At 71.5% G+C, this 19,820-nt stretch carries 20 protein-coding genes; 11 read left to right on the forward strand and 9 right to left on the reverse strand.

Features of this window, described 5'->3' with window-relative positions; all coding sequences use genetic code 11:
- Positions 1-146: 146 nt before the first annotated feature.
- Positions 147-1,184: a heavy metal transporter gene (locus ABEA26_RS13960; protein ID WP_345592412.1), complete on the reverse strand. Its 1,038-nt coding sequence runs from the start codon at positions 1,182-1,184 to the stop codon at positions 147-149.
- Between the two features lie 81 nt (positions 1,185-1,265).
- Between ABEA26_RS13960 and dapE the strand changes: the two genes are divergently transcribed.
- A complete protein-coding gene (dapE, locus tag ABEA26_RS13965; protein ID WP_345592413.1) occupies positions 1,266-2,345 on the forward strand; it encodes a succinyl-diaminopimelate desuccinylase in 1,080 nt (359 codons plus the stop codon).
- A gap of 108 nt (positions 2,346-2,453) precedes the next feature.
- Complete coding sequence (locus tag ABEA26_RS13970) at positions 2,454-3,212, forward strand: LOG family protein (protein ID WP_345592414.1); 759 nt, start codon at positions 2,454-2,456, stop codon at positions 3,210-3,212.
- A 286-nt stretch (positions 3,213-3,498) separates the two neighbouring features.
- Here the strand turns inward: ABEA26_RS13970 and folP are convergent, their stop codons facing one another.
- Positions 3,499-4,359 carry a dihydropteroate synthase gene (folP, locus tag ABEA26_RS13975; RefSeq protein WP_345592456.1) on the reverse strand — a complete coding sequence of 287 codons (861 nt, stop codon included), beginning with the start codon at positions 4,357-4,359 and terminating at the stop codon, positions 3,499-3,501.
- 300 nt (positions 4,360-4,659) lie between these two features.
- On the opposite strand from folP, the gene ABEA26_RS13980 reads away from it, so the two are divergent.
- Together ABEA26_RS13980 and ABEA26_RS13985 are read left to right on the forward strand one after the other, a co-directional pair.
- Positions 4,660-5,013 carry a DivIVA domain protein gene (locus ABEA26_RS13980; RefSeq protein ID WP_345592458.1) on the forward strand — a complete coding sequence of 118 codons (354 nt, stop codon included), beginning with the start codon at positions 4,660-4,662 and terminating at the stop codon, positions 5,011-5,013.
- Complete coding sequence (locus ABEA26_RS13985) at positions 5,010-5,621, forward strand: DNA-3-methyladenine glycosylase I (protein ID WP_345592415.1); 612 nt, start codon at positions 5,010-5,012, stop codon at positions 5,619-5,621. Before ABEA26_RS13980 ends, ABEA26_RS13985 begins: the two co-directional genes overlap by 4 nt.
- Here ABEA26_RS13985 and chcB read toward each other — a convergent pair.
- On the reverse strand, positions 5,606-6,409 hold the full coding sequence (gene chcB, locus ABEA26_RS13990) for a 2-cyclohexenylcarbonyl CoA isomerase (protein WP_345592416.1): 804 nt from the start codon (positions 6,407-6,409) through the stop codon (positions 5,606-5,608). The two genes, ABEA26_RS13985 and chcB, sit on opposite strands and share 16 nt — an antisense overlap.
- A 417-nt stretch (positions 6,410-6,826) precedes the next feature.
- Between chcB and ABEA26_RS13995 the strand changes: the two genes are divergently transcribed.
- Positions 6,827-6,994 (forward strand): DUF3117 domain-containing protein, encoded by a 168-nt coding sequence (locus ABEA26_RS13995; RefSeq protein WP_003966491.1) that lies wholly within the window; start codon positions 6,827-6,829, stop codon positions 6,992-6,994.
- Between the two features lie 138 nt (positions 6,995-7,132).
- Here ABEA26_RS13995 and ABEA26_RS14000 read toward each other — a convergent pair whose 3' ends face one another.
- Positions 7,133-7,831, reverse strand: a complete 699-nt coding sequence (locus ABEA26_RS14000; protein ID WP_345592459.1) for an O-methyltransferase — start codon at positions 7,829-7,831, stop codon at positions 7,133-7,135.
- 285 nt (positions 7,832-8,116) lie between these two features.
- On the opposite strand from ABEA26_RS14000, the gene sigE reads away from it, so the two are divergent.
- The 5 genes from sigE to ABEA26_RS14025 all read left to right on the forward strand — a co-directional run bounded on the left by sigE (position 8,117) and on the right by ABEA26_RS14025 (position 13,381).
- The gene (sigE, locus tag ABEA26_RS14005; RefSeq protein WP_345592417.1) at positions 8,117-8,788 is read left to right on the forward strand and encodes an RNA polymerase sigma factor SigE; all 672 of its coding nucleotides are present in this window, start codon (positions 8,117-8,119) and stop codon (positions 8,786-8,788) included.
- Complete coding sequence (locus ABEA26_RS14010) at positions 8,785-9,777, forward strand: anti-sigma factor family protein (protein ID WP_345592418.1); 993 nt, start codon at positions 8,785-8,787, stop codon at positions 9,775-9,777. Before sigE ends, ABEA26_RS14010 begins: the two co-directional genes overlap by 4 nt.
- A 94-nt stretch (positions 9,778-9,871) precedes the next feature.
- Positions 9,872-11,830, forward strand: coding sequence for a trypsin-like peptidase domain-containing protein (locus tag ABEA26_RS14015; RefSeq protein ID WP_345592419.1), 1,959 nt, complete (start codon positions 9,872-9,874; stop codon positions 11,828-11,830).
- Between the two features lie 149 nt (positions 11,831-11,979).
- The gene (locus ABEA26_RS14020; RefSeq protein WP_345592421.1) at positions 11,980-12,450 is read left to right on the forward strand and encodes a sec-independent translocase; all 471 of its coding nucleotides are present in this window, start codon (positions 11,980-11,982) and stop codon (positions 12,448-12,450) included.
- 259 nt (positions 12,451-12,709) lie between these two features.
- A complete protein-coding gene (locus tag ABEA26_RS14025) occupies positions 12,710-13,381 on the forward strand; it encodes a hypothetical protein (RefSeq protein WP_345592423.1) in 672 nt (223 codons plus the stop codon).
- Positions 13,382-13,520: 139 nt separating this feature from the next.
- Here ABEA26_RS14025 and ABEA26_RS14030 read toward each other — a convergent pair whose 3' ends face one another.
- Genes ABEA26_RS14030 through ABEA26_RS14040 form a run of 3 tightly spaced genes read right to left on the reverse strand, consistent with a single transcriptional unit; the run spans position 13,521 to position 16,579 of the window.
- Positions 13,521-14,654, reverse strand: coding sequence for an Mrp/NBP35 family ATP-binding protein (locus tag ABEA26_RS14030; protein WP_345592424.1), 1,134 nt, complete (start codon positions 14,652-14,654; stop codon positions 13,521-13,523).
- Positions 14,655-14,697: 43 nt separating this feature from the next.
- Entirely contained in the window at positions 14,698-15,297 is a 600-nt protein-coding gene (locus tag ABEA26_RS14035) for a DUF1003 domain-containing protein (protein ID WP_345592425.1), read from the reverse strand.
- A complete protein-coding gene (locus ABEA26_RS14040; RefSeq protein ID WP_345592426.1) occupies positions 15,287-16,579 on the reverse strand; it encodes a magnesium transporter MgtE N-terminal domain-containing protein in 1,293 nt (430 codons plus the stop codon). The genes ABEA26_RS14035 and ABEA26_RS14040 overlap by 11 nt, the downstream gene beginning before the upstream one ends.
- 307 nt (positions 16,580-16,886) lie before the next feature.
- Here ABEA26_RS14040 and ABEA26_RS14045 point away from each other — a divergent pair, with 307 nt between their 5' ends.
- On the forward strand, positions 16,887-17,627 hold the full coding sequence (locus ABEA26_RS14045; RefSeq protein WP_425587835.1) for a hypothetical protein: 741 nt from the start codon (positions 16,887-16,889) through the stop codon (positions 17,625-17,627).
- A gap of 6 nt (positions 17,628-17,633) precedes the next feature.
- On the opposite strand, the gene ABEA26_RS14050 is transcribed toward ABEA26_RS14045, so the two are convergent.
- Together ABEA26_RS14050 and ABEA26_RS14055 are read right to left on the reverse strand one after the other, a co-directional pair.
- Entirely contained in the window at positions 17,634-18,149 is a 516-nt protein-coding gene (locus ABEA26_RS14050; protein ID WP_345592427.1) for a hypothetical protein, read from the reverse strand.
- 33 nt (positions 18,150-18,182) lie between these two features.
- Positions 18,183-19,298 carry a magnesium and cobalt transport protein CorA gene (locus tag ABEA26_RS14055; protein WP_345592428.1) on the reverse strand — a complete coding sequence of 372 codons (1,116 nt, stop codon included), beginning with the start codon at positions 19,296-19,298 and terminating at the stop codon, positions 18,183-18,185.
- Between the last annotated feature and the right edge of the window lie 522 nt (positions 19,299-19,820).

The raw sequence follows: 19,820 nt of genomic DNA on the forward strand, positions 1-19,820 counted from the left end.
CCCTGGATGGCTTGCCGAATCCTTACAGCCCTTGGCATTCCCGGGCTGCGGCGGATTCGGGGGTGACGGCACGGAAATCCGCCCACCGCGTCGACCCGACGCCCGTACGGGTAACTCCCCGGAGTGACGGCTCGTACGGGCGAGCGCTACCGCGCGGACGTGATCCGGACCGGTCCCGCCGTCCGCTCGGCCCCGTGGGCGCTGCCCGCGTCCGTCGGGTACCACTTGCTGTCGGTGTTGCCCGCGGTCCACTCCCGGCCCGCGTAGGCGACCCGCTCGATGCGCAGCGAGGAGGCGTTGGCCACCGCCCAGTGGGCCAGCTGCCAGCCCCGCTGCCCCAGGCGTTCCTCCGAACCGGCGCCGGCGCCGGCGGTCACGGGCAGCGTCACGGTCCGCCCGTCGGAGCCGCCCGCGGTTCCCGTGCCGTCCTCGGTTCCGGTGGCGCCCGAAGCGCCGTCCGCGCCCGTGGTCGGCGAGGGTGGGGCCACGGACACCGGTGAGGCGTCGTCCACGGTCTCGCCGGCCGACTGGAGCACGTCCTGCCCGAAGTCCCGTACGAGCGCCGCGCGGACCGCGTCCGGCCCCTGCGCCCGGCCCGCACCCGGGCGGCCCTCACAGGTCAGCGTCGCCGCGGACCGCCCGGTCAGCGCGGCGGCGAGCAGTGTGGCGTCCGGTTCGTGCTTGGCGTACGCCTGCGGGAAGCCGCTGCGCTGCACGCGCTGGGCGGCGACGGTCAGCGGGAGGCGCGTGTAGCCGGGCACCTCGACCAGATGCTCGTAGAACATGCCCGCCGAGTACGCCGGGTCCATGATCTCCTCCGGTGTGCCCCAGCCCTGCGAGGGACGCTGCTGGAACAGGCCGAGCGAGTCGCGGTCGCCGTAGTCGATGTTGCGCAGCGTCGACTCCTGCAACGCGGTCGCCAGCGCGATCGTCACCGCCTCCTCCGGCAGGCCGCGCGCGGTGCCCACGGCGGTGATCGTCGCCGCGTTCACCGCCTGCTCCGGCGTGAACTCGTAGGTCGCGTGGCCGTCCCCGCTCGCGACGACCTTGCAGCCCGGAGCGCCCGCGCCCCCGGTGACGTACTGCACCGTGAGGTAACCGGCGACCGAGAGCAGGACCACGAAGGCCGCCCCGGAACGGAGCAGGCGGCCATGGCGTTTGCGGGGTGGTGGCGGCTGAAGCACGCGTACAAGGTACTGGAGGGCAAGGGATGGTGTACGCCGGGCGCGAAGGGTGCCCGAAAGGGCAGCGGTTAGGGTCGGGGCATGGCCGATACCCCGCTTGACCTCACGCTGGACGCCGCGGAGCTCACCGCGCGGCTCGTCGACTTCCCCTCCGAGAGCGGCACCGAGGAGCCGCTCGCGGACGCGGTCGAGAGCGCCCTGCGCGCCCTGCCGCACCTGTCGGTCGAGCGGTACGGCAACAACGTGGTGGCCCGTACCGACCTGGGCCGGGCGGAGCGCGTGATCCTCGCCGGTCACATCGACACCGTCCCGATCGCCGGCAACGTACCGTCCCGGCTGGACGAGGACGGAGTCCTGTGGGGCTGCGGCACCTGCGACATGAAGGCCGGCGTCGCCGTGCAGCTGCGCATCGCGGCGACGGTCCCCGCGCCCAACCGCGACCTGACCTTCGTCTTCTACGACAACGAGGAGGTCGCCGCCGACCTGAACGGTCTGAAGCACGTCGCCGAGGCGTACCCCGAGTGGCTGGAGGGCGACTTCGCGGTGCTCCTCGAACCGTCGGACGGCCAGGTGGAGGGCGGTTGCCAGGGCACGCTGCGGGTGCTGCTGAAGACGACGGGGGAGCGTGCGCACTCCGCGCGCTCCTGGATGGGCTCCAACGCGATCCACGCCGCCGCCCCGATACTCGCCCGCCTGGCGGCGTACGAGCCCCGCTACCCGGTGATCGACGGCCTGGAGTACCGCGAGGGCCTGAACGCCGTCGGCATCACCGGCGGGGTCGCGGGCAACGTCATCCCCGACGAGTGCGTGGTCACGGTCAACTTCCGCTACGCCCCGGACCGCAGCCCCGAGGAGGCCCTCGCCCATGTGCGCGAGGTCTTCGCGGACTGCGGGGTGACGGACTTCGTGGTCGACGACCACAGCGGCGCGGCCCTGCCGGGGCTGTCCCACCCGGCCGCGGCCGCGTTCATCGAGGCGGTGGGCGGCACCCCGCAGCCCAAGTACGGCTGGACGGACGTGTCACGCTTCTCGGCACTCGGCGTCCCGGCGGTCAACTACGGTCCCGGAAACCCGCACTTGGCGCACAAGCGCGACGAGCGGGTGGAGACGGCGAAGATCCTCGCGGGGGAGGAGCGCCTGCGGTCCTGGCTGACGGCGTGATCCGAACCGGGTTTAGGCCGCTGTGCGGGGGACATGCTGAGGTCCCTCGCACGTAACCCGCGTAGATCTACGCTGAGGTGGAAGAACCTGAAACCGGAGGGAGCGCACATGGCTACTGGCAACCCCGAGGGCAAGAAGCGGCCACCGGAGGAGCAGCGCCTGGGCCCTGTCCTCCGGCGGCGGGGTCAGGTACAGAAGAGCACCACGGACCAGCGCCTGCTGGACGAGCGTGCCCCGACCGACTGGGTGCACACCGACCCGTGGCGCGTCCTGCGCATCCAGTCGGAGTTCATCGAGGGCTTCGGCACGCTCGCCGAACTCCCGCCCGCGATCAGCGTCTTCGGTTCCGCCCGTACGCCGGCCGACTCACCGGAGTACGAGGCGGGCGTGCGGCTCGGTCGCGGCCTGGTGGAGGCCGGCTTCGCGGTCATCACCGGCGGTGGGCCGGGGGCCATGGAGGCGGCCAACAAGGGCGCCCTGGAGGCGAACGGCACGTCGGTCGGTCTCGGCATCGAACTGCCCTTCGAGCAGGGGCTCAACCCGTACGTCGACATCGGCCTGAACTTCCGCTACTTCTTCGTCCGCAAGATGATGTTCGTGAAGTACGCGCAGGGCTTCGTGGTCCTGCCCGGGGGCCTGGGCACCCTCGACGAGCTCTTCGAGGCGCTCACCCTGGTGCAGACCCAGAAGGTGACCCGCTTCCCCATCGTCCTGTTCGGCTCCGAGTACTGGGGCGGCCTGGTCGACTGGCTCCGCGGCACCCTGGTCGCGCAGGGCAAGGCCGCGGAGAAGGACCTGCTGCTCTTCCACGTCACGGACGAGGTGGACGAGGCGGTGGCCCTGGTCTCCAAGGAGGCGGGGCGTTAGGGCCCGTCGTCGCGCGGGGCTCGGGCGGTGACGGCGGTGGCGGCCGGGTCGCCGTCCGGCCCGCGCCGTCGCCTCGTACCGCCGTACAGGGGGAGGGCGGCGAGGCGGAGAAGAACCCGGCCCCCCGCCGCTGCCCTGCCGCCGCTTCCCGGGCCTGCGCCGCTCTGCCGCCGCTTCCCGGGCCTGCGCCGTTCCTGCCGCCGCTTCCCGGGCCTGCGCCGTTCCTGTCGCCGCTTCCCGGGCCTGCGCTGCCCTGCCGCCGCTGCCCGGTCCCCGCCGCCGCGGTCTAGGCCAGCCCCCGCCGAGCCACGGCCGGCTCCCGGTGACCCGCGATCGTCGCCACCATGTCCAGCACCTGCCGGGTCTCCGCCACCTCGTGCACCCGGTACACCCGCGCCCCCAGCCACGCCGACACCGCCGTCGTCGCCAGCGTCCCGAGCAGACGCTCCTTCACGGGCCGGTCCAGCGTCTCCCCGACGAAGTCCTTGTTGGACAGGGACACCAGCACCGGCCACCCCGTCGCCACCATCTCCCCGAGCCGACGCGTCGCCTCCAGACTGTGCCGCGTGTTCTTCCCGAAGTCGTGTCCGGGATCGATCAGCACCGACTCCCGCGGCACGCCCAGGGCCAGCGCCCGCTCGGCCAGTCCCAGCGTCCGCTCCAGGATGTCGGCCATGACGTCCTCGTACGCCACCCGGTGCGGCCGCGTCCGCGGCTGCGCGCCGCCGGCGTGTGTGCACACCAGCCCCGCCCCGTACCGCGCGGCGACCTCCGCGAGCTTCGGGTCGACGCCGCCCCACGCGTCGTTCAGCACGTCCGCCCCCGCCTCGCACACGGCCTCGCCGACCTCGTGCCGCCAGGTGTCCACGCTGATCACGACGTCCGGGAACCGCCGCCGGACCTCGGCGACGAACCCCACCGTCCGCCGTGCCTCCTCCTCGGCCGACACCTCGTCCCCCGGCCCGGCCTTCACCCCGCCGACATCGATGATCGCGGCGCCCTCGGCCACCGCCTGTTCCACGCGCGCGAGGGCGGGCTCGTCGCGGAAGGTCGCCCCGCGGTCGTAGAAGGAGTCCGGGGTCCGGTTCACGATCGCCATGACGACCGGCTCGTGCGCCGCGAACTCACGCCTGCCCAGCCTGAGCATCCCCTGTGACATCTCCACGTCCATACCGTTCTCACGTCCCGCTCTCGCCCTTGGAGGGCCGCCCCGCGGATTCGGTCCACGAATCCGGGCCTCCTGTGCGGCATCGACCGCGCATCGACCGCCTGCGGCCCCGACTGTCAGACTCGCATGGCACGATCGGACCCGACACAACCGACTCCGACTCCAGCCTCGGCTCCGACTCCTGCTCCGACACCGATCCAACCAGGCACGCGATCCGTCGAGTCCTCGAACCCACGCGATCGCCGCGCCCGACCGACCATGGGGGCCCCAGCGATGGTCATGTTCCTGTTCCTCGTCATCGCGCTGGCCGTCGTGGTCGCCGCGGTGACGCTCGCCGTGGTGAGCGGCGGCGACAGCGGGCCGTTGCCCGACGCCGCCCCCGAGCGGCTGAGCGACTCCCTGCCCCCGGACCGCCCGGTGGACCGCGCGGACGTGGAGCGGCTCCGCTTCCCGCTCGCCGCGCGCGGCTACCGCATGGCCGACGTCGACGATGCCTTCGGCCGCCTCGGCGCCGAGCTGGCCGAGCGCGACGCCCGCATCGCCGACCTGGAGTCCGCGCTGGCCGGGGCTCGGGCGGCCGCCGTCCACCAGCACGTCTCCATGAAGAAGCCGGCCCAGGAGGAGCCGGAGTGAGCGCGGGGGAGGCCGTCGCGGGCCCGGACGGCGCGCCGCGCTGTCCCTGGGCCCTGTCCACCGCGGACTACGTGACGTACCACGACGAGGAGTGGGGCCGCCCGGTCCACGGCGACGACGCCCTGTTCGAACGCCTCAGCCTCGAGGCCTTCCAGTCCGGCCTGTCCTGGATCACCATCCTGCGCCGCCGCCCGGGCTTCCGTACGGCCTTCGCCGCGTTCGAGATCTCCAAGGTGGCGGACTTCGGGGACGAGGACCGTGAGCGACTCCTCGCCGACGTGGGCATCATCCGCAACCGCGCCAAGATCGACGCGACCCTCGCCAACGCGCGCGTGCTGGCCCAGTGGGCCCCGGGCGAGCTGGACGAACTGATCTGGTCCCACGCCCCGGACCCGGCCGGACGCCCGGTCCCGAAGACCCTCGCCGACGTCCCGGCCGTCACTTCTGAGTCCACGGCGCTGGCCAAGGCCCTGAAGAAGCGGGGCCTGCGCTTCGTCGGCCCGACGACGGCGTACGCGCTGATGCAGGCCTGCGGACTGGTCGACGACCACCTGGAGACATGCGTGTCGCGCGCAGGCCGACGATCACCGGCTCACTTGCCCAGGTAGCGCGGCTTCTCCTTGTCGACGAACGCCCGCACCGCGATCGCGTGGTCCTTCGAGGAGCCGGCCCGGGACTGCAGCTCGTCCTCCTTCTCCAACGTCTCGGAGAGCGAGTGGGTCAGCCCGTACGCCATCGCCTCCTTCAACGCCGCGTACGCCACCGTCGGCCCCTCGGCCAGCGCCCGCGCCGTCTGCTCGGCCTCGGCACGCAGGTCGGCGGCGGGGACCACCCGGTTGGCGATACCCAGCTCGTACGCTTCCCGGGCACCGATGCTGCGGGGGAAGAGCAGCAGGTCGGCGGCGCGCCCGGGGCCGACGACACGCGGCAGCGTCCAGGAGACGCCCGAGTCTGCGGTGAGCGCGACCCCTGCGAAGGACGTGTTGAAAGCCGCCGTGTCCGCGACGACCCGGTAGTCCGCCGCGAGGGCGAAACCGAAGCCCGCCCCGGCCGCCACGCCGTTCACGGCGGCCACCACCGGCTTCCTCGCCTCGGCGAGCGCCCGCACGATCGGGTTGTAGTGCTCCCGCACCGTGCTCATGGTCTGGTCCGAGCCCGTCTCCCGGTCGGCGGCCAGCAGCCCGACGTGCTCCTTGAGGTCCTGGCCGACGCAGAACGCCCGCTCTCCGGCCGAGGTCAGCAGCACCGCCCGTACGGCGTCGTCCGCGGCGGCGGAACGCACCGCGTCCCGGAGCGCGACCTTCGTCTCGATGTTCAGCGCGTTCATCGCCTCGGGGCGGTTCAGCGTGATCGTCGCGAGCCCGTCGCTCACCTCGTAGAGCACGGTGTCGGCCATGGTTCCCCTCCGCGTCGTCGTCCGTGTGGGTCGTACATGTGGGTCGTACATGTGGGTCGTACATGTGGGTCGTACATGTGGGTCGTACATGTGGGTCCGGGACACAGCATGACGGGTATCACCGGCAATGGATCGCTCCGGAGATGTGACCTGCGTCAAAGGATTCCGGTCCGTTCCCGATCGGCAGAAGTGGACAAGGGCGCGCAGTATCGCAGTCACATCGCCGAATTGAGTGGTTTTGCTCGGGCGCGTTTCCCAAGCGATGCGGACTGATGTTGGTCATCGGGTCCTGGGATGCGGGATAATGGCTGGGAAGCAATGTGTTCGATGCCGGTGTCGCGCGTCCATGCCGGACTGCGCGTGCCCTCACGGGCCGTCGGCGGTGACGGTGAGCTGGTATCAGGAAGGGGAACGAGCATGGCGGCCATGAAGCCGCGGACGGGCGATGGCCCGCTCGAGGTGACAAAGGAGGGGCGGGGCATCGTCATGCGCGTTCCGCTCGAAGGCGGCGGTCGACTCGTCGTCGAGCTGACCCCCGACGAGGCCGACGCGCTCGGCGACGCCCTCAAGAAGGTCGTCGGCTGACGCGCGAGCGACCATACCCGTTCAGTCGCCCCGGTACCGCACATGGTGCCGGGGTGATTGTCTTCCTGTTCCACTCGTGTGCTCGTGCTCGTGCTATCGGGGCCCGCGCGGGCCCGTTCCACCGGGCTGCCGCCTGCTTCACCGTTTGACGGCGCACAGCAGTCCGTCGCCCACCGGCAGCAGTGACGGCACCAGCTCCTGGCTCTCCCGCACCGCGCGCAGGAGTTCCCGCAGCCGCAGCACCTCGGTGGGCTGCGGACCGGAGTCGATCGTCCGGCCGCCGCCGAGGACGCCTTCGAAGGCGACGAGACCTCCGGGGCGCAGCAGGCGCAACGACTCGTCGAGATAGTCCAGGTACTCCAGACGGTCCCCGTCGCAGAAGACGAGGTCGTAACCGGCGTCGGCGAGGCGGGGCAGCACGTCCAGGGCCCGGCCCGGAATGAAACGGGCCCGGTTGCTGGCGAAGCCCGCGGCGCGGAAGGCCTGACGGGCGAACTGCTGGTGTTCCGGCTCCGGGTCGACCGTGGTCAGTACCCCGTCCGGCCGCATGCCCTGGAGGAGATGGATTCCGGAGACGCCGAAGCCGGTGCCGATCTCCGCGACCGCCTTGGCGTCCACGGCGGCGGCCAGCAACCCCAGCGCGGAGCCCGTGCCCGGGGTCACCGAGCGCAGGCCCGCCTCGCGAGCCCGGTCGCGTGCCCAGAGCAGCGCGTCGTCCTCGGCGACATAGGCGTCGGCGAACGCCCAGCTCGTCTGCCGGTTGCCGGTAATGACCCTCTCCTGTCCCCGTCGTTGCCTCGGCGTGACTGTATCCGTTGGCGTCGGGAACCCGCAGATGGGACCAGTCGTTCAAGGGGAGAGTAAAGAGACGACCGAGTGGCCGGGCTGGGACGGGGGCGGCGGATGGGTCAGAGCGCCGGGCGAGTGCTGACGCGGCCGGACGGGCCGTGCCGGTCCAGATCAAATTCTCGTAAAACCGCTTATCCGGAGCTAACGGGCGAGGTGGCTATGGTAGGGGCTCCACTGGACACCACCAGAGCCGACAGGGGAGGTGCGGCCGCACCCGCGGATCGGGGAGGAGTGCTGCGGCGCTTCCTCGGATCGGCAGGCAGGCCGAAATTCGTGAACGACACCGCTGCTGACCACAGCCACTCCGACAGTCCCACCACGGGACGCACCCAGACCGCGACCTTCTCCAGCGACGCGGACGGGCAGGCGTGGACTCCGCCCACCTGGGAGGAGATCGTCAGCACCCACAGCGGTCGGGTATACCGCCTCGCCTACCGCCTCACCGGCAACCAGCACGACGCCGAGGACCTCACGCAGGAGGTCTTCGTCCGCGTCTTCCGGTCGCTGTCGACCTACACGCCGGGCACCTTCGAGGGCTGGCTGCACCGCATCACCACCAACCTCTTCCTGGACATGGTCCGTCGCAAGCAGCGCATTCGCTTCGACGCGCTCGGCGACGACGCGGCCGAGCGACTGCCCAGCAAGGAACCCAACCCGCAGCAGGTCTTCCACGACGCCCACTTCGACGCGGACGTCCAGCAGGCCCTCGACACCCTCGCGCCCGAGTTCCGCGCCGCTGTCGTCCTGTGCGACATCGAGGGGCTGTCGTACGAGGAGATCGCCGCGACCCTCGGCGTCAAGCTGGGCACCGTCCGCTCCCGGATCCACCGCGGTCGCTCCCAGCTGCGCAAGGCACTCGCGCACCGTTCTCCCAAGGCGCGTGCCGAGCGTCGCTCGTTCGCGGCCCGTGTTCCCGCACTGGGAGGAGGGGGCACGAGCGCGTGAGTGGGTCACGGCCTGAACCCGAGGGACACCTCGCAGAGCAGCATCTGGGAGACCGACTCTCCGCCCTGGTGGACGGAGAGCTCGGTCATGACGCGCGTGAGCGCGTGCTGGCACACGTGGCCACCTGCCTGAAGTGCAAGGCGGAGGTCGACGCGCAGCGCCGGCTGAAGAACGTCTTCGCCAAAGCGGCCCCGCCGGCCCCGTCCGAGAGCTTCCTGGCCCGCCTCCAGGGGCTTCCCGGGGGAGGCGACACGGACGGTGGCGGCTCACCCCTGGACGCCGGAGGATTCGCCGGTGGCCTCGACGGCGTCTTCGGAAGCAAGCGCGGCGAGCGGTTCGAGTTCGGCTACGTTCCCGCCCGGCCGCACTCTCCCGTGCCGGCGCCGGCCTCGCAGGGGCGCGGCTTCCGCATCCACGACGTGAGCCGGCACGAGTCGGAGCGGTCCTCCACGCGTGGTCTGCGGTTCGCCTGCGCCGCTGCCGGAGCGGTGTCGCTGGCCGCGATCGCGCTGGGTGGTGTCACCCTCGGCACGCCGGACACCACCACGGAGGCGCGCGGCTCCGGGAGCGGCAGCAACGTGACGCCGACACGCACACAGGGCGCGGGAGCGGCCACGAGCTCCGAGAGTCAGCGCCGTCGCTCGGGCGGTGCGCTGCTCGGGCAGGGGCAGGGACAGCGGGCGCTCGGCGATACTCCCGTCGCCCCCACGGCCATGTCCGCGCCGCTGCTGCCGGGTGTACCGGCCCCTTCGGGTACCGATCCGCGACAGCAGGCCGTGCGTGCGCTGACCACTCCGGTGATGGCCGGTGCCGCCGCCATGTCCCCGCTGATACGTCCGCTCGGAGCGGTTCCGCCGCTCTCGCTGACCTCCTGGGCGACGGTCGCCGAGGTCAGGCCGCCCGGCCTGCTCGCCGCCCCTGTTCCCGACCCGGGCCCGTCCCCCTCTCCCGTGGCTTCCCCCGCCTCCTCCCACCGTCCGGTCCCCTGACCGGGGTCTGCGCACCAGCCCGCGAACCTGATTGAATCCGGGGGGCTCCAGAGCCCTTGGAGCCGACGATCTGCGGCCAGCTGCGGGGGAGAACATGAACGAGGGGAAGCCCACGAAGGCGAAGTGGTGGAGTCGTCCCCGCTCGCCCGAAGAGGCGACCGACGGCGACTTCGAACTGGAACGCCCCCGTACGGCCGCCGGTGACGTGGCCGACGGGGGCGACTTCGAGCTGGAACGCCCGGCTGCGGTCCGCGTGGCCGACGAAGGGGACTACGAGCTGGACCGACCGGCGCCCGAGAAGGACCGGCCCACGGACGGCGACGGGATCACGGACGGTGGCGGGATCACGGACGGTGGCGAGCCCGCGGGCGGCCCCGCCGATGCCGTTCCCTACGCGGGCGCGGGCAGCGACGCGGGTCCGCACACGGGCGTGGGCGCCGAACGGCACGGCGTCGATGCCGACGCCGCCCTGGCCACGGCACCCGTGGCCGAGCGCGGCAAACCGCTGCACGACCCCGACCCGTACAGCACACCCCCGTACGGCGAACCGGGGCCCTGGGCTCCCGCTCCGCCGGTGCAGCACCCGACGGCGACACCAGCGCACGGCACGGTCGCGCCGGGGGTGCCTGCCGCGTCGTCCGCGTACCCGGTGCCGTCGCAGGTTCCGCCGCCGGGGGCGGTGCCCGATCCGGCGTTGGCGGATGCGCCGCCTCCCGTCCCGCCGGCGCACGCTGCCACGGCAGCGGTGGCGTCTCCCGCCCAGCCGATCACGCCGATGACACCGGCGACTTCCGTGTCGGAGGCGCCGGCCTTCCCCGATCCGGGCAGCGGCGAGCCGGGCACCGACCCCTGGGGGCGCTACGACCCCTGGGCCGCCCCGGCCCACGCCGCGCCCCTTCAGCACACCGGTGCGGTCGCTCAGACGTCTGGGCGGCGACGTAGGCGGGCCAGGAAGGCGATGGTCGGCGGGGCCGTGCTGATCGCCCTGGCCTCCGGCGGGGTCGGCGGCGCCCTGGGCACGTACCTGGAGCGCAACGGCGGCGTGGGCACGGTCGAGCTGCCGCAGGCCGGGAAGGAAGCGGCAGACCGGGCGCCGGACAGCGTCGCCGGGATCGCCGCCCGGGCCCTGCCGAGCGTGGTGACCCTGCACGTGAGCGGCAGCGACGCAGCGGGCACCGGCACCGGCTTCGTGCTCGACGACCGCGGCCACATCCTGACCAACAACCACGTCGTGGAGCCCGCCGGTTCCGGCGGCGAGATAACCGTGACCTTCAACAGCGGCGACACCGCCGAGGCCACGCTCGTCGGCCGCGACAGCGGATACGACCTCGCCGTGGTGAAGGTGAAGGGCGTCAGCGGCCTCACCCCCCTGCCCCTCGGCAACTCCGACAACGTGCGGGTCGGCGACCCCGTCGTCGCCATCGGCGCCCCCTTCGACCTGGCGGGCACGGTCACCTCCGGCATCATCAGCGCCAAGGAGCGGCCCATCACGGCGGGCGGCGGGGAGGGTGACGGCAGCGACGTCTCGTACGTCGACGCGCTGCAGACCGACGCGCCGATCAACCCCGGCAACTCCGGCGGTCCCCTCCTGGACGCCCAGGGCCGGGCCATCGGCATCAACTCCGCCATCCGGTCCGCCGGCAGCGGCGGCACCGAGTCGGACGGTGGCCAGGCCGGCTCCATAGGGCTCGGTTTCGCCATCCCCATCAACCAGGGCAAGCGCGTCGCCGAGGAACTGATCAACACGGGTAGGGCCACCCACCCGGTCATCGGCATCACCCTCGACATGAACTACGCCGGCGACGGCGCCCGCGTCGGTGCCAAGGGCAGCGACGGCGGGCCCGCGGTCACCACGGGCGGCCCCGGCGCCGAGGCCGGCATCAAGCCGGGGGACGTGATCACCGCCGTGGACGGACAGCGCGTGCACTCCGGCGAGGAACTCATCGTCAAGACCCGCGCCCACCGCCCCGGTGACCGTCTGGAGCTGACGCTGGAGCGCGACGGCGAGGAGACGAACGTCTCACTGGTACTCGGCTCCTCCGACGGAGGCTGAACGGGCCGCGCAGGTCCAGACAAGGAGCCAGGAAGGCAAACAATTCGGAAAGCGCCCGCATACACGCACTCGGGGCTCACGGGACGGTACCGGTCGGACAGGATCGGCGGGTACCGTGGTGGCGGCCCGGACATCCCAAGGAGCTTCAGGTGTTCAATGACATAGGCGCACTAGAGCTGGTGACGCTCGTCGTCCTCGCCGTGCTCGTCTTCGGTCCGGACAAGCTCCCCAAGGTCATCCAGGATGTGACGCGCACCATCCGGAAGATCCGGGAGTTCTCCGACAGCGCCAAGCAGGACATCCGGCAGGAGCTGGGCCCCGAGTTCAAGGACTTCGAGTTCGAGGACCTCAACCCCAAGACGTTCATCCGCAAGCAGCTGGACAACGACGAGCTGGGGCTCAAGGAGATCCGCAACGGCTTCGACCTGAAGAAGGAGATGGCCGAGGTCACCGATGCGGTCCACGGCCGCGAGTCGGAGTCGTCCTCCGACTCCTCGTCCTCGTCCGGTTCCTCCGCCTCGTCCTCCTCCGGCTCCGTCGGCGGTCGGATCGACATGACCAAGAAGCCCCAGACCCCCGCCCTCGACGACCGCCCGCCGTTCGACGCGGACGCCACCTGAGCGTCACCTGAGCGCGGCCCACGGGCTGCGCGCCTCACCGGAGCCGACTCCACCGCCCGGCCCACGTGACGCGTCTCACACTCCGGACGGGGCGTGCAGGGCCCGGAGGCGACGTCCGCGCGACCCACGCGCCGGGCGATTTCCCGGCTGCCGCCTGTGGTGTGGCTATGCTGCCCGAGTTGTTGTGCGGACCGGACGAGTGCGCCCGAAGGGGGGCGGGCCGTTCCGGTCCGACGAGAGCGAGGAGGCGTCCGGGTACATGGAGACGACAAGTGGCGCGGTCGCGCAGGCGCCGGCCGCGGAGGACGGACAACAGGTCCCCTCCGCCCGGCGCATGGTCGACGGCTACCTGAGCGCGCCCTTCCCTTGGTACGGCCTCGACGAGGCCTTCACGGGGCGGCGCTGGCTGATGCAGGTGGGTACGGCGGCCGACGGGGCCGTGGCGCACGGCTCGATCGGGCACGGAGACGAACCGTCGGTGCGCAACGAGCATGTGGCGGGCGACGAGCAGGACGCCAAGGAGAAGTTCGCGGTCGTCGTGACCGTCGCGGCCAATCCCGACCGGCGCAGTGCCGACGGCACAGGTCTGCTGGAGGCCACCTCGGTCTCCTCGGCCGCCTGGCTCGCCGGTGTGGGGCTGCTGTCCTTCACCTGGCCCGGCCAGATGGACCACTCGCTGCGCGACGACTGGCTGGAGCAGCAGACGGAGACCGCGTGGGTCCTCGCGGACGACCTCGACGGCGAGGACTGGACGTCGCTGTCCCTGCCGGTGGACGGGGTGGCGACACCCTTCCACTACCGGGAGTCCGAGTTCGGCTGGGTGCTCGCCGGTTCCACCCAGCGGGGCGTCCACCTGGGGGCCTACGGTAGGGGCATGAGCGCCTACGGGCTGGCCTTCTCCGTGGTCAAGGACATCTCCGCGTACGCCTGACGGGCAGGCGGGCACGCGTACGACTGCCACAGGCGTACGACAAGGGGCGCCGTCCCGGCGGACAGCGCCCCCGGTCCCGTACGGCAATGCCGGCCCCGCACGGGCAATGCCGGCCCCGTACGGGCAACGGCGGAGTACGTCAGAACTTGTTCTTCGGCGTGATCCCCAGCGACAGCCCCGAAAGGCCCCGCTGGCGCCCGCCCAGCTTCCCCGCGATCGAGCGCAGCGCCGCGCCCGCCGGGGAGTCCGGGGCGGACAGGACGATGGGCCTGCCCTCGTCGCCGCCCTCGCGCAGCCGGACGTCGATCGGGATGGAGCCGAGGACCGGGACCGACGCGCCCGTGGTGCGGGTCAGGCCGTCGGCGACCGACTGGCCGCCCCCGGTACCGAAGACGTCGACCATCTCGCCGCAGTGCGGGCAGGGCAGGCCGGACATGTTCTCGACCACGCCGACGATCTTCTGGTGGGTCTGGACGGCGATCGCGCCCGCCCGCTCGGCCACCTCGGCCGCGGCCTGCTGAGGGGTCGTCACGACCAGGATCTCGGCGTTCGGGACGAGCTGCGCGACGGAGATCGCGATGTCGCCGGTGCCGGGCGGCAGGTCGAGCAGCAGGACGTCCAGGTCGCCCCAGTACACGTCCGCCAGGAACTGCTGGAGCGCGCGGTGCAGCATCGGGCCGCGCCAGACGACCGGCGCGTTGCCCGGGGTGAACATGCCGATGGAGATGACCTTCACGCCGTTGGCCGAAGGCGGCATGATCATGTTCTCGACCTGGGTGGGCTGCCCGTCGGCGCCCAGCATGCGCGGCACCGAGTGGCCGTAGATGTCGGCGTCGACGACACCGACCTTCAGGCCGTCCGCCGCCATCGACGCCGCCAGGTTCACCGTCACCGAGGACTTGCCGACGCCGCCCTTGCCGGAGGCGACCGCGTACACCCGAGTCAGGCTGCCGGGCTTGGCGAAGGGCACCTCACGTTCGGTCTGGCCGCCGCGCAGGGCGTTCGCCAGCTCCTTGCGCTGCTCGTCGCTCATCACGTCAAGCTCGACGTCGACGCGCGTGACACCCTCGACCTGTGACACCGCGTCCGTCACCCGCTGCGTGATGGTGTCCCGCATGGGACATCCGGACACCGTCAGGTACACGGCGACCGCGACCGCTCCGTCCGCGCCGATCTCCACCGACTTGACCATCCCCAGCTCGGTGATGGGGCGGTTGATCTCGGGATCGTTCACCGTCGCCAGTGCTTCACGCACCGCGTCTTCCGTAGCCATGGGTCGATGGTACGGCGCCGCCCACCGGGCACGGAAAGCCCCGTCACCGGTCGTGTACGTCACGCCCCGCGGACCGGTCTGCCGGGAATACCCCACGATCGGGGTGATGCCCGTCGTGCCGCTCCTCCAGGTCCTTGATCACGTCCTGCAGTTCGGAGCGGATCCAGTCCCGCGTCGCGACCTCGCCCAGACCGATGCGCAGGGCGGCGATCTCCCGGGTCAGGTACTCGGTGTCGGCGATCGACCGCTCGTTCTGCTTCCGGTCCTGCTCCAGATTGACCCGGTCCCGGTCGTCCTGCCGGTTCTGCGCGAGCAGGATCAGCGGGGCCGCGTAGGAGGCCTGGAGCGAGAGCATCAGCGTCAGGAAGATGAACGGGTACTCGTCGAAGCGCAGGCTGCTCGGCGCGGACACGTTCCACACCACCCAAAGGATGATGACGACGGTCATCCAGACGATGAACCGCCCGGTGCCCAGGAAGCGGGCGACGCGCTCCGACAGCCGGCCGAAGGACTCCGGGTCCCACTCGGGCAGGAACCGGCGCCGCGGCGGGCGCGGCTGGTCCAGGCGGGCCCGGGCACGGGAGGCAGCCGTGGCTCCCGAGGCGGCCCGCTCACGGGTCGTCGTCTCGCGCTCAGGCACCATCGGCGCTCACCTCCCCCGCCGTCTCCTCCAGGTGGTACTCGGTCTCCCGCCAGTCGTCGGGCAGCATGTGGTCCAGTACGTCGTCCACGGTGACCGCGCCCAGCAGCGACCCGGACTCGTCGACGACCGGCGCCGCGACCATGTCGTACGCGGCGAAGAACCCGGCGACCACGGGCAGCGCGGCGTCCGGCTCCAGGGGTTGCAGGTCGTCGTCGATGATCGAGCCGACCAGGGTGTACGGCGGGTCGCGCAGCAGGCGCTGGAAGTGGACCGTGCCCAGGTACTTGCCGGTCGGGGTCTCCTCGGGCGGCCGGCAGACGTAGACCTGCGCCGCGTGTGCCGGGGACAGGTCGGGGTTGCGGATGTGGGCCAGGGCGTCCGCGACGGTCGCGTCGGGCCGCAGCACGATCGGCTCGGTCGTCATCAGACCGCCGGCCGTGTGCTCCTCGTACGCCATCAGGCGCCGCATGTCGGCCGCGTCGTCCGGCTTCATCAGGCTCAGCAGCCGCTCCTTGTCCTCCTCGGGCAGCTCGCCGAGCAGGTCGGCGGCGTCGTCGGGGTCCATGGCCTCCAGCACGTCCGCGGCGCGCTCCTCCTTGAGCTTGCCGAGGATCTCGATCTGGTCGTCCTCCGGCAGCTCCTCCAGCACGTCGGCCAGGCGGTCGTCGTCGAGGGCGGCGGCGACCTCGGCGCGGCGCTTGGCGGACAGATGGTGCAGGACGTTGGCGAGGTCGGCGGGGCGCAGCTGCTCGAAGGTGGCGAGGAGGTTCTCGGCGCCCTGCCCCTGCTCCTCCACGGAGAAGCCGGTGACGCCGGACCACTCGACGGTCAGCGTCTCGCCCTTGTTGCGGCGGAAGGCGCCGCCCTTCTTCCCCTTGCGGACGAAGACCTTGTCGATCTCCCAGTCCCGGCGGGCGGGCAGCTGCTGCACCGACAGGTCCAGGACGGTGACCTCCTCGCCGGTCTCGGTGAGGGTGACCCGCCGGTCGAGCAGCTCGCCGAAGACGAGGCGTTCGGTGGGCCGCTGCTCGAAGCGCCGGACGTTGAGCACGCCGGTGGTGATGACCTGGCCGGACTCGACGCCGGTGACCCGGGTCATGGGCAGGAAGATGCGGCGGCGGGTGGTGAGTTCGACGACGAGACCGAGTACACGTGGGGGCTTGCGTGCGACGCGGAGCATGACGACCAGATCGCGTACCCGTCCCACCTGGTCGCCGGTCGGGTCGAACACGGCGATGCCGGAGAGGTGGGAGACGAAGATCCGGGGGGCGCCCGCTGCCATGGCCGCGGCTCCTTTTCGTATGCGTGCGTCAGAGTGAGTGAGAGCTGATTCGTACGGTGTCTCTTTTCCGAATTGCCCGCTCGGACGGGCTTCAGGCTAGCCCGTCCCGAACGGCTCCGCCCTGGTGGCCGGGTCCGGACGGACTGGCTCCGTTCGCCGTTCGGGGCCCCGGTACGCTGCGGTACGCCGCTTGGAGCACTGCCTGCCCCTCGTCGGTTCCTCGCCGGTTCCTGGCCGGTTCCTTTGTCAGCTCTGTGTCAACTCCCTGACAGCCACTGTCAGTCCCTGTCAGAAAGGCAGTCCGCCTGTGTCTGTGACTCCCCGGCGCCGAATCCGCAGTGCCGCTCTGATGGGCGCGGTGTGCGCCCTGGCGGTGACAGGAGCGGGGCTGACGGGATGCAGTGGCGAGGAGGACCCGGACGCGGGCACCAACGGCGTCGGGAAACTCCCGGCGGACAAGATCCACGCCAAGGCCCGCACGGTCGCCGAGTCGGCCCGGGCGGTACGCCTGCACGGGGCCGTGGCCGCCGGCGGGAGCACCTACACCCTCGACATGCGGCTGAAGCCCGACGGAGGCACCGGTTCGGTCGCCGCCGAGGGGACGACGTTCGGGCTGCTGCGCGTCGGTGAGCAGCTGTTCCTCAAGGCCGACGCCGGTTTCTGGAGCCACGACGGCGGTGACGCGACGGCTGCCGAGAAGCTGGCCGACAAGTACGTGAAGGTGCCGCAGAGCGACCCCGTGTACAAGAAGTTCAGCGGCTTCACGGACAAGGACGTCCTCCTCGAGGGCGTGCTGGCCCTGCACGGCAAGGTGGAGACGGACGGCCGCCACGAGCAGGCGGGCGTGCGCACCGTCCGGATCACCGGCGGTGAGGGTTCCGGCGGCTCGCTGGACGTCTCCCTGGAGGGCACGCCGTACCCGCTGCGCCTGGTGCGGGCGGGCAGCGGGGGCACGCTCAGCTTCTCGGACTGGAACAAGGACTTCGCGCTCAAGGAGCCGGCGAAGGACGACACCCTGGACTACGGCAAACAGCTGCCGACGTCCTAGGAAGCGCTACGGGCGCCTCTTCCGGCGCTTCAGCAGCAGGCGCGGCAGCCCCGCCGGGGCGGGTTCGCGCGTCGTCGCCGGACTCGGCAGCGGTGCCTCGGCCAGCGACCCTTCGGGCAGCGGCACCGTCGCCCCGGTCGGCTCCAGGCGAAGCACCCGGCACTCGCGGGCCCAGCGGCCGGTCATCGCCTCGCCGTCCGGGGCGTTCAGGCGCTTGCCCTTGAGGTCGGCGACCGCGGCCTGCCAGGCCTCCGAGCCGGACGGCAGCTCGACGACCCGGGCCGTCCAGGAGACCAGCCGGCCCCCCTTGTCCTTGCTGCGCACCGTCACTTCGGCCGTGGCCCCGTCGGCCAGCCCCGGCAGCGGCTGCTCACCGGGACCGTCGCCGATGACACAGGCCGCGCCCTCGTGCCAGACGTGCCACAGCGCACGGGCGGGCATCCCCGGCCCCCGGGCCCAGACGAGGCCGGACTTCTTGGTGGCCTCCTCGACGAGGGCCTGGTCGAGCAGCTCGCTTGTCATGCGGCCAGCCTAGCGATGACGGTCGGATGCCGGTCAGAGCCAGCCGTTGCGCTTGAGGGTGCGGTGGATGCCCAGACAGAGGCCGACCGTGATCGACAGGACCAGCGGGTAGCCGTACTTCCAGTGTGTCTCCGGCATGTAGTCGAAGTTCATGCCGTACACCCCGCACACCATCGTCGGTACGGCGATGATCGCCGCCCACGAGGTGATCTTGCGCATGTCCTCGTTCTGCGCGACGGACGCCTGGGCGAGGTTGGCCTGGAGAATGGAGTTCAGCAGCTCGTCGAAGCCGACGACCTGCTCCTGCACCCGTGCCACGTGGTCGGCGACGTCCCGGAAGTACTTCTGGATCTCTGGGTCGATCAGCCGCATCGGACGCTCGCTGAGCAGCTGCATGGGGCGCAGCAGCGGCGACACCGCCCGCTTGAACTCCAGTACCTCGCGCTTGAGTTGGTAGATCCGGCCGGCGTCCGTGCCGCGCGGCGTCCCCTTGCGGCCCGGCGAGAACACCTCCGTCTCGACCTCGTCGATGTCGTCCTGTACCGCGTCGGCGACCGCGATGTAGCCGTCGACGACGTGGTCGGCGATGGCGTGCAGCACCGCCGAGGGGCCCTTGAGCAGCAACTCGGGGTCCGCCTGCAGCCGGTGCCGCAGCGCACGCAGCGAGCCCTGGCCGCCGTGCCGGACGGTGATGAAGAAGTCCCGCCCGGTGAAGCACATCACCTCGCCGGTCTCGACGACCTCGCTGCTGGCGGTGAGTTCGTCGTGGTCGACGTAGTGGATGGTCTTGAAGACCGTGAACAGGGAGTCGTCGTAGCGCTCCAGCTTGGGCCGCTGGTGGGCCTGGACGGCGTCCTCCACGGCCAGCGGGTGCAGGCCGAACTCCCGGGCGATACCGGCGAATTCGTCTTCGGTGGGCTCGTGCAGACCGATCCACACGAACCCGCCGTCGCGGCGCACCTGGCGCATCGCCCCGTGCGGGCTCAGCGGCGCGTCCGTCTCGACGCGCGTGCCGTCCCGGTAGACGGCGCAGTCGACGACGGCGGAGGCGGTCGCCGGGTCGCGGGTGGTGTCGTAGGCGCCGCTGTCCTTGCGCAGAGAGACGCGGGACGGGCGGACCGCGGCGCGCAGGTCACGGATCATCGACATGGCAGGCTCCTTCGCGACGGGGAGCGAACGGCGCCGGTGACGGGTGGCACAACCCGGAATGAGGACGTCCTGAGTACGTGTGTCCGCACGTCCACAAAGCGGGGAGCACCGCACCGTCGCGGTGGCCGGCTTCGCTGCTGGTTCAGCTGGTGGTTCAGCTGCTGATACGGATCGATGAATCGATAAATCGACGTAAACGACGGATTCGACGAACCGATGGGCCGGATCAGGCAAAACGAGACGAAGTGCTCTTCCGCGTGAAGGTGCGCGGGTGATGGGAGGCGGCAGGGGCGAGAAGCCGGAGCAGCCGCTTCAGCGGCCGGAAGAGCGGGTGGTACTGCACGGTCGACTTCGGTCCATGCCAGCCCCACCTCCTCCGGCCGGTCCCTCGTGAGGGACGATCCATTCCCTCTGTTTGGAGGGCTTCCCCGTAGGGGAGTATTCAAGGCGTCGAGGTCTTGATCGCGATGCTTCTGCATGCTGCCCCGAAACCGCTGGCCCAGAGTACCAGTCACTCAACGT

This window comes from Streptomyces marokkonensis (genome assembly GCF_039539045.1).
Taxonomy (GTDB): Bacteria; Actinomycetota; Actinomycetes; order Streptomycetales; family Streptomycetaceae; genus Streptomyces; species Streptomyces marokkonensis.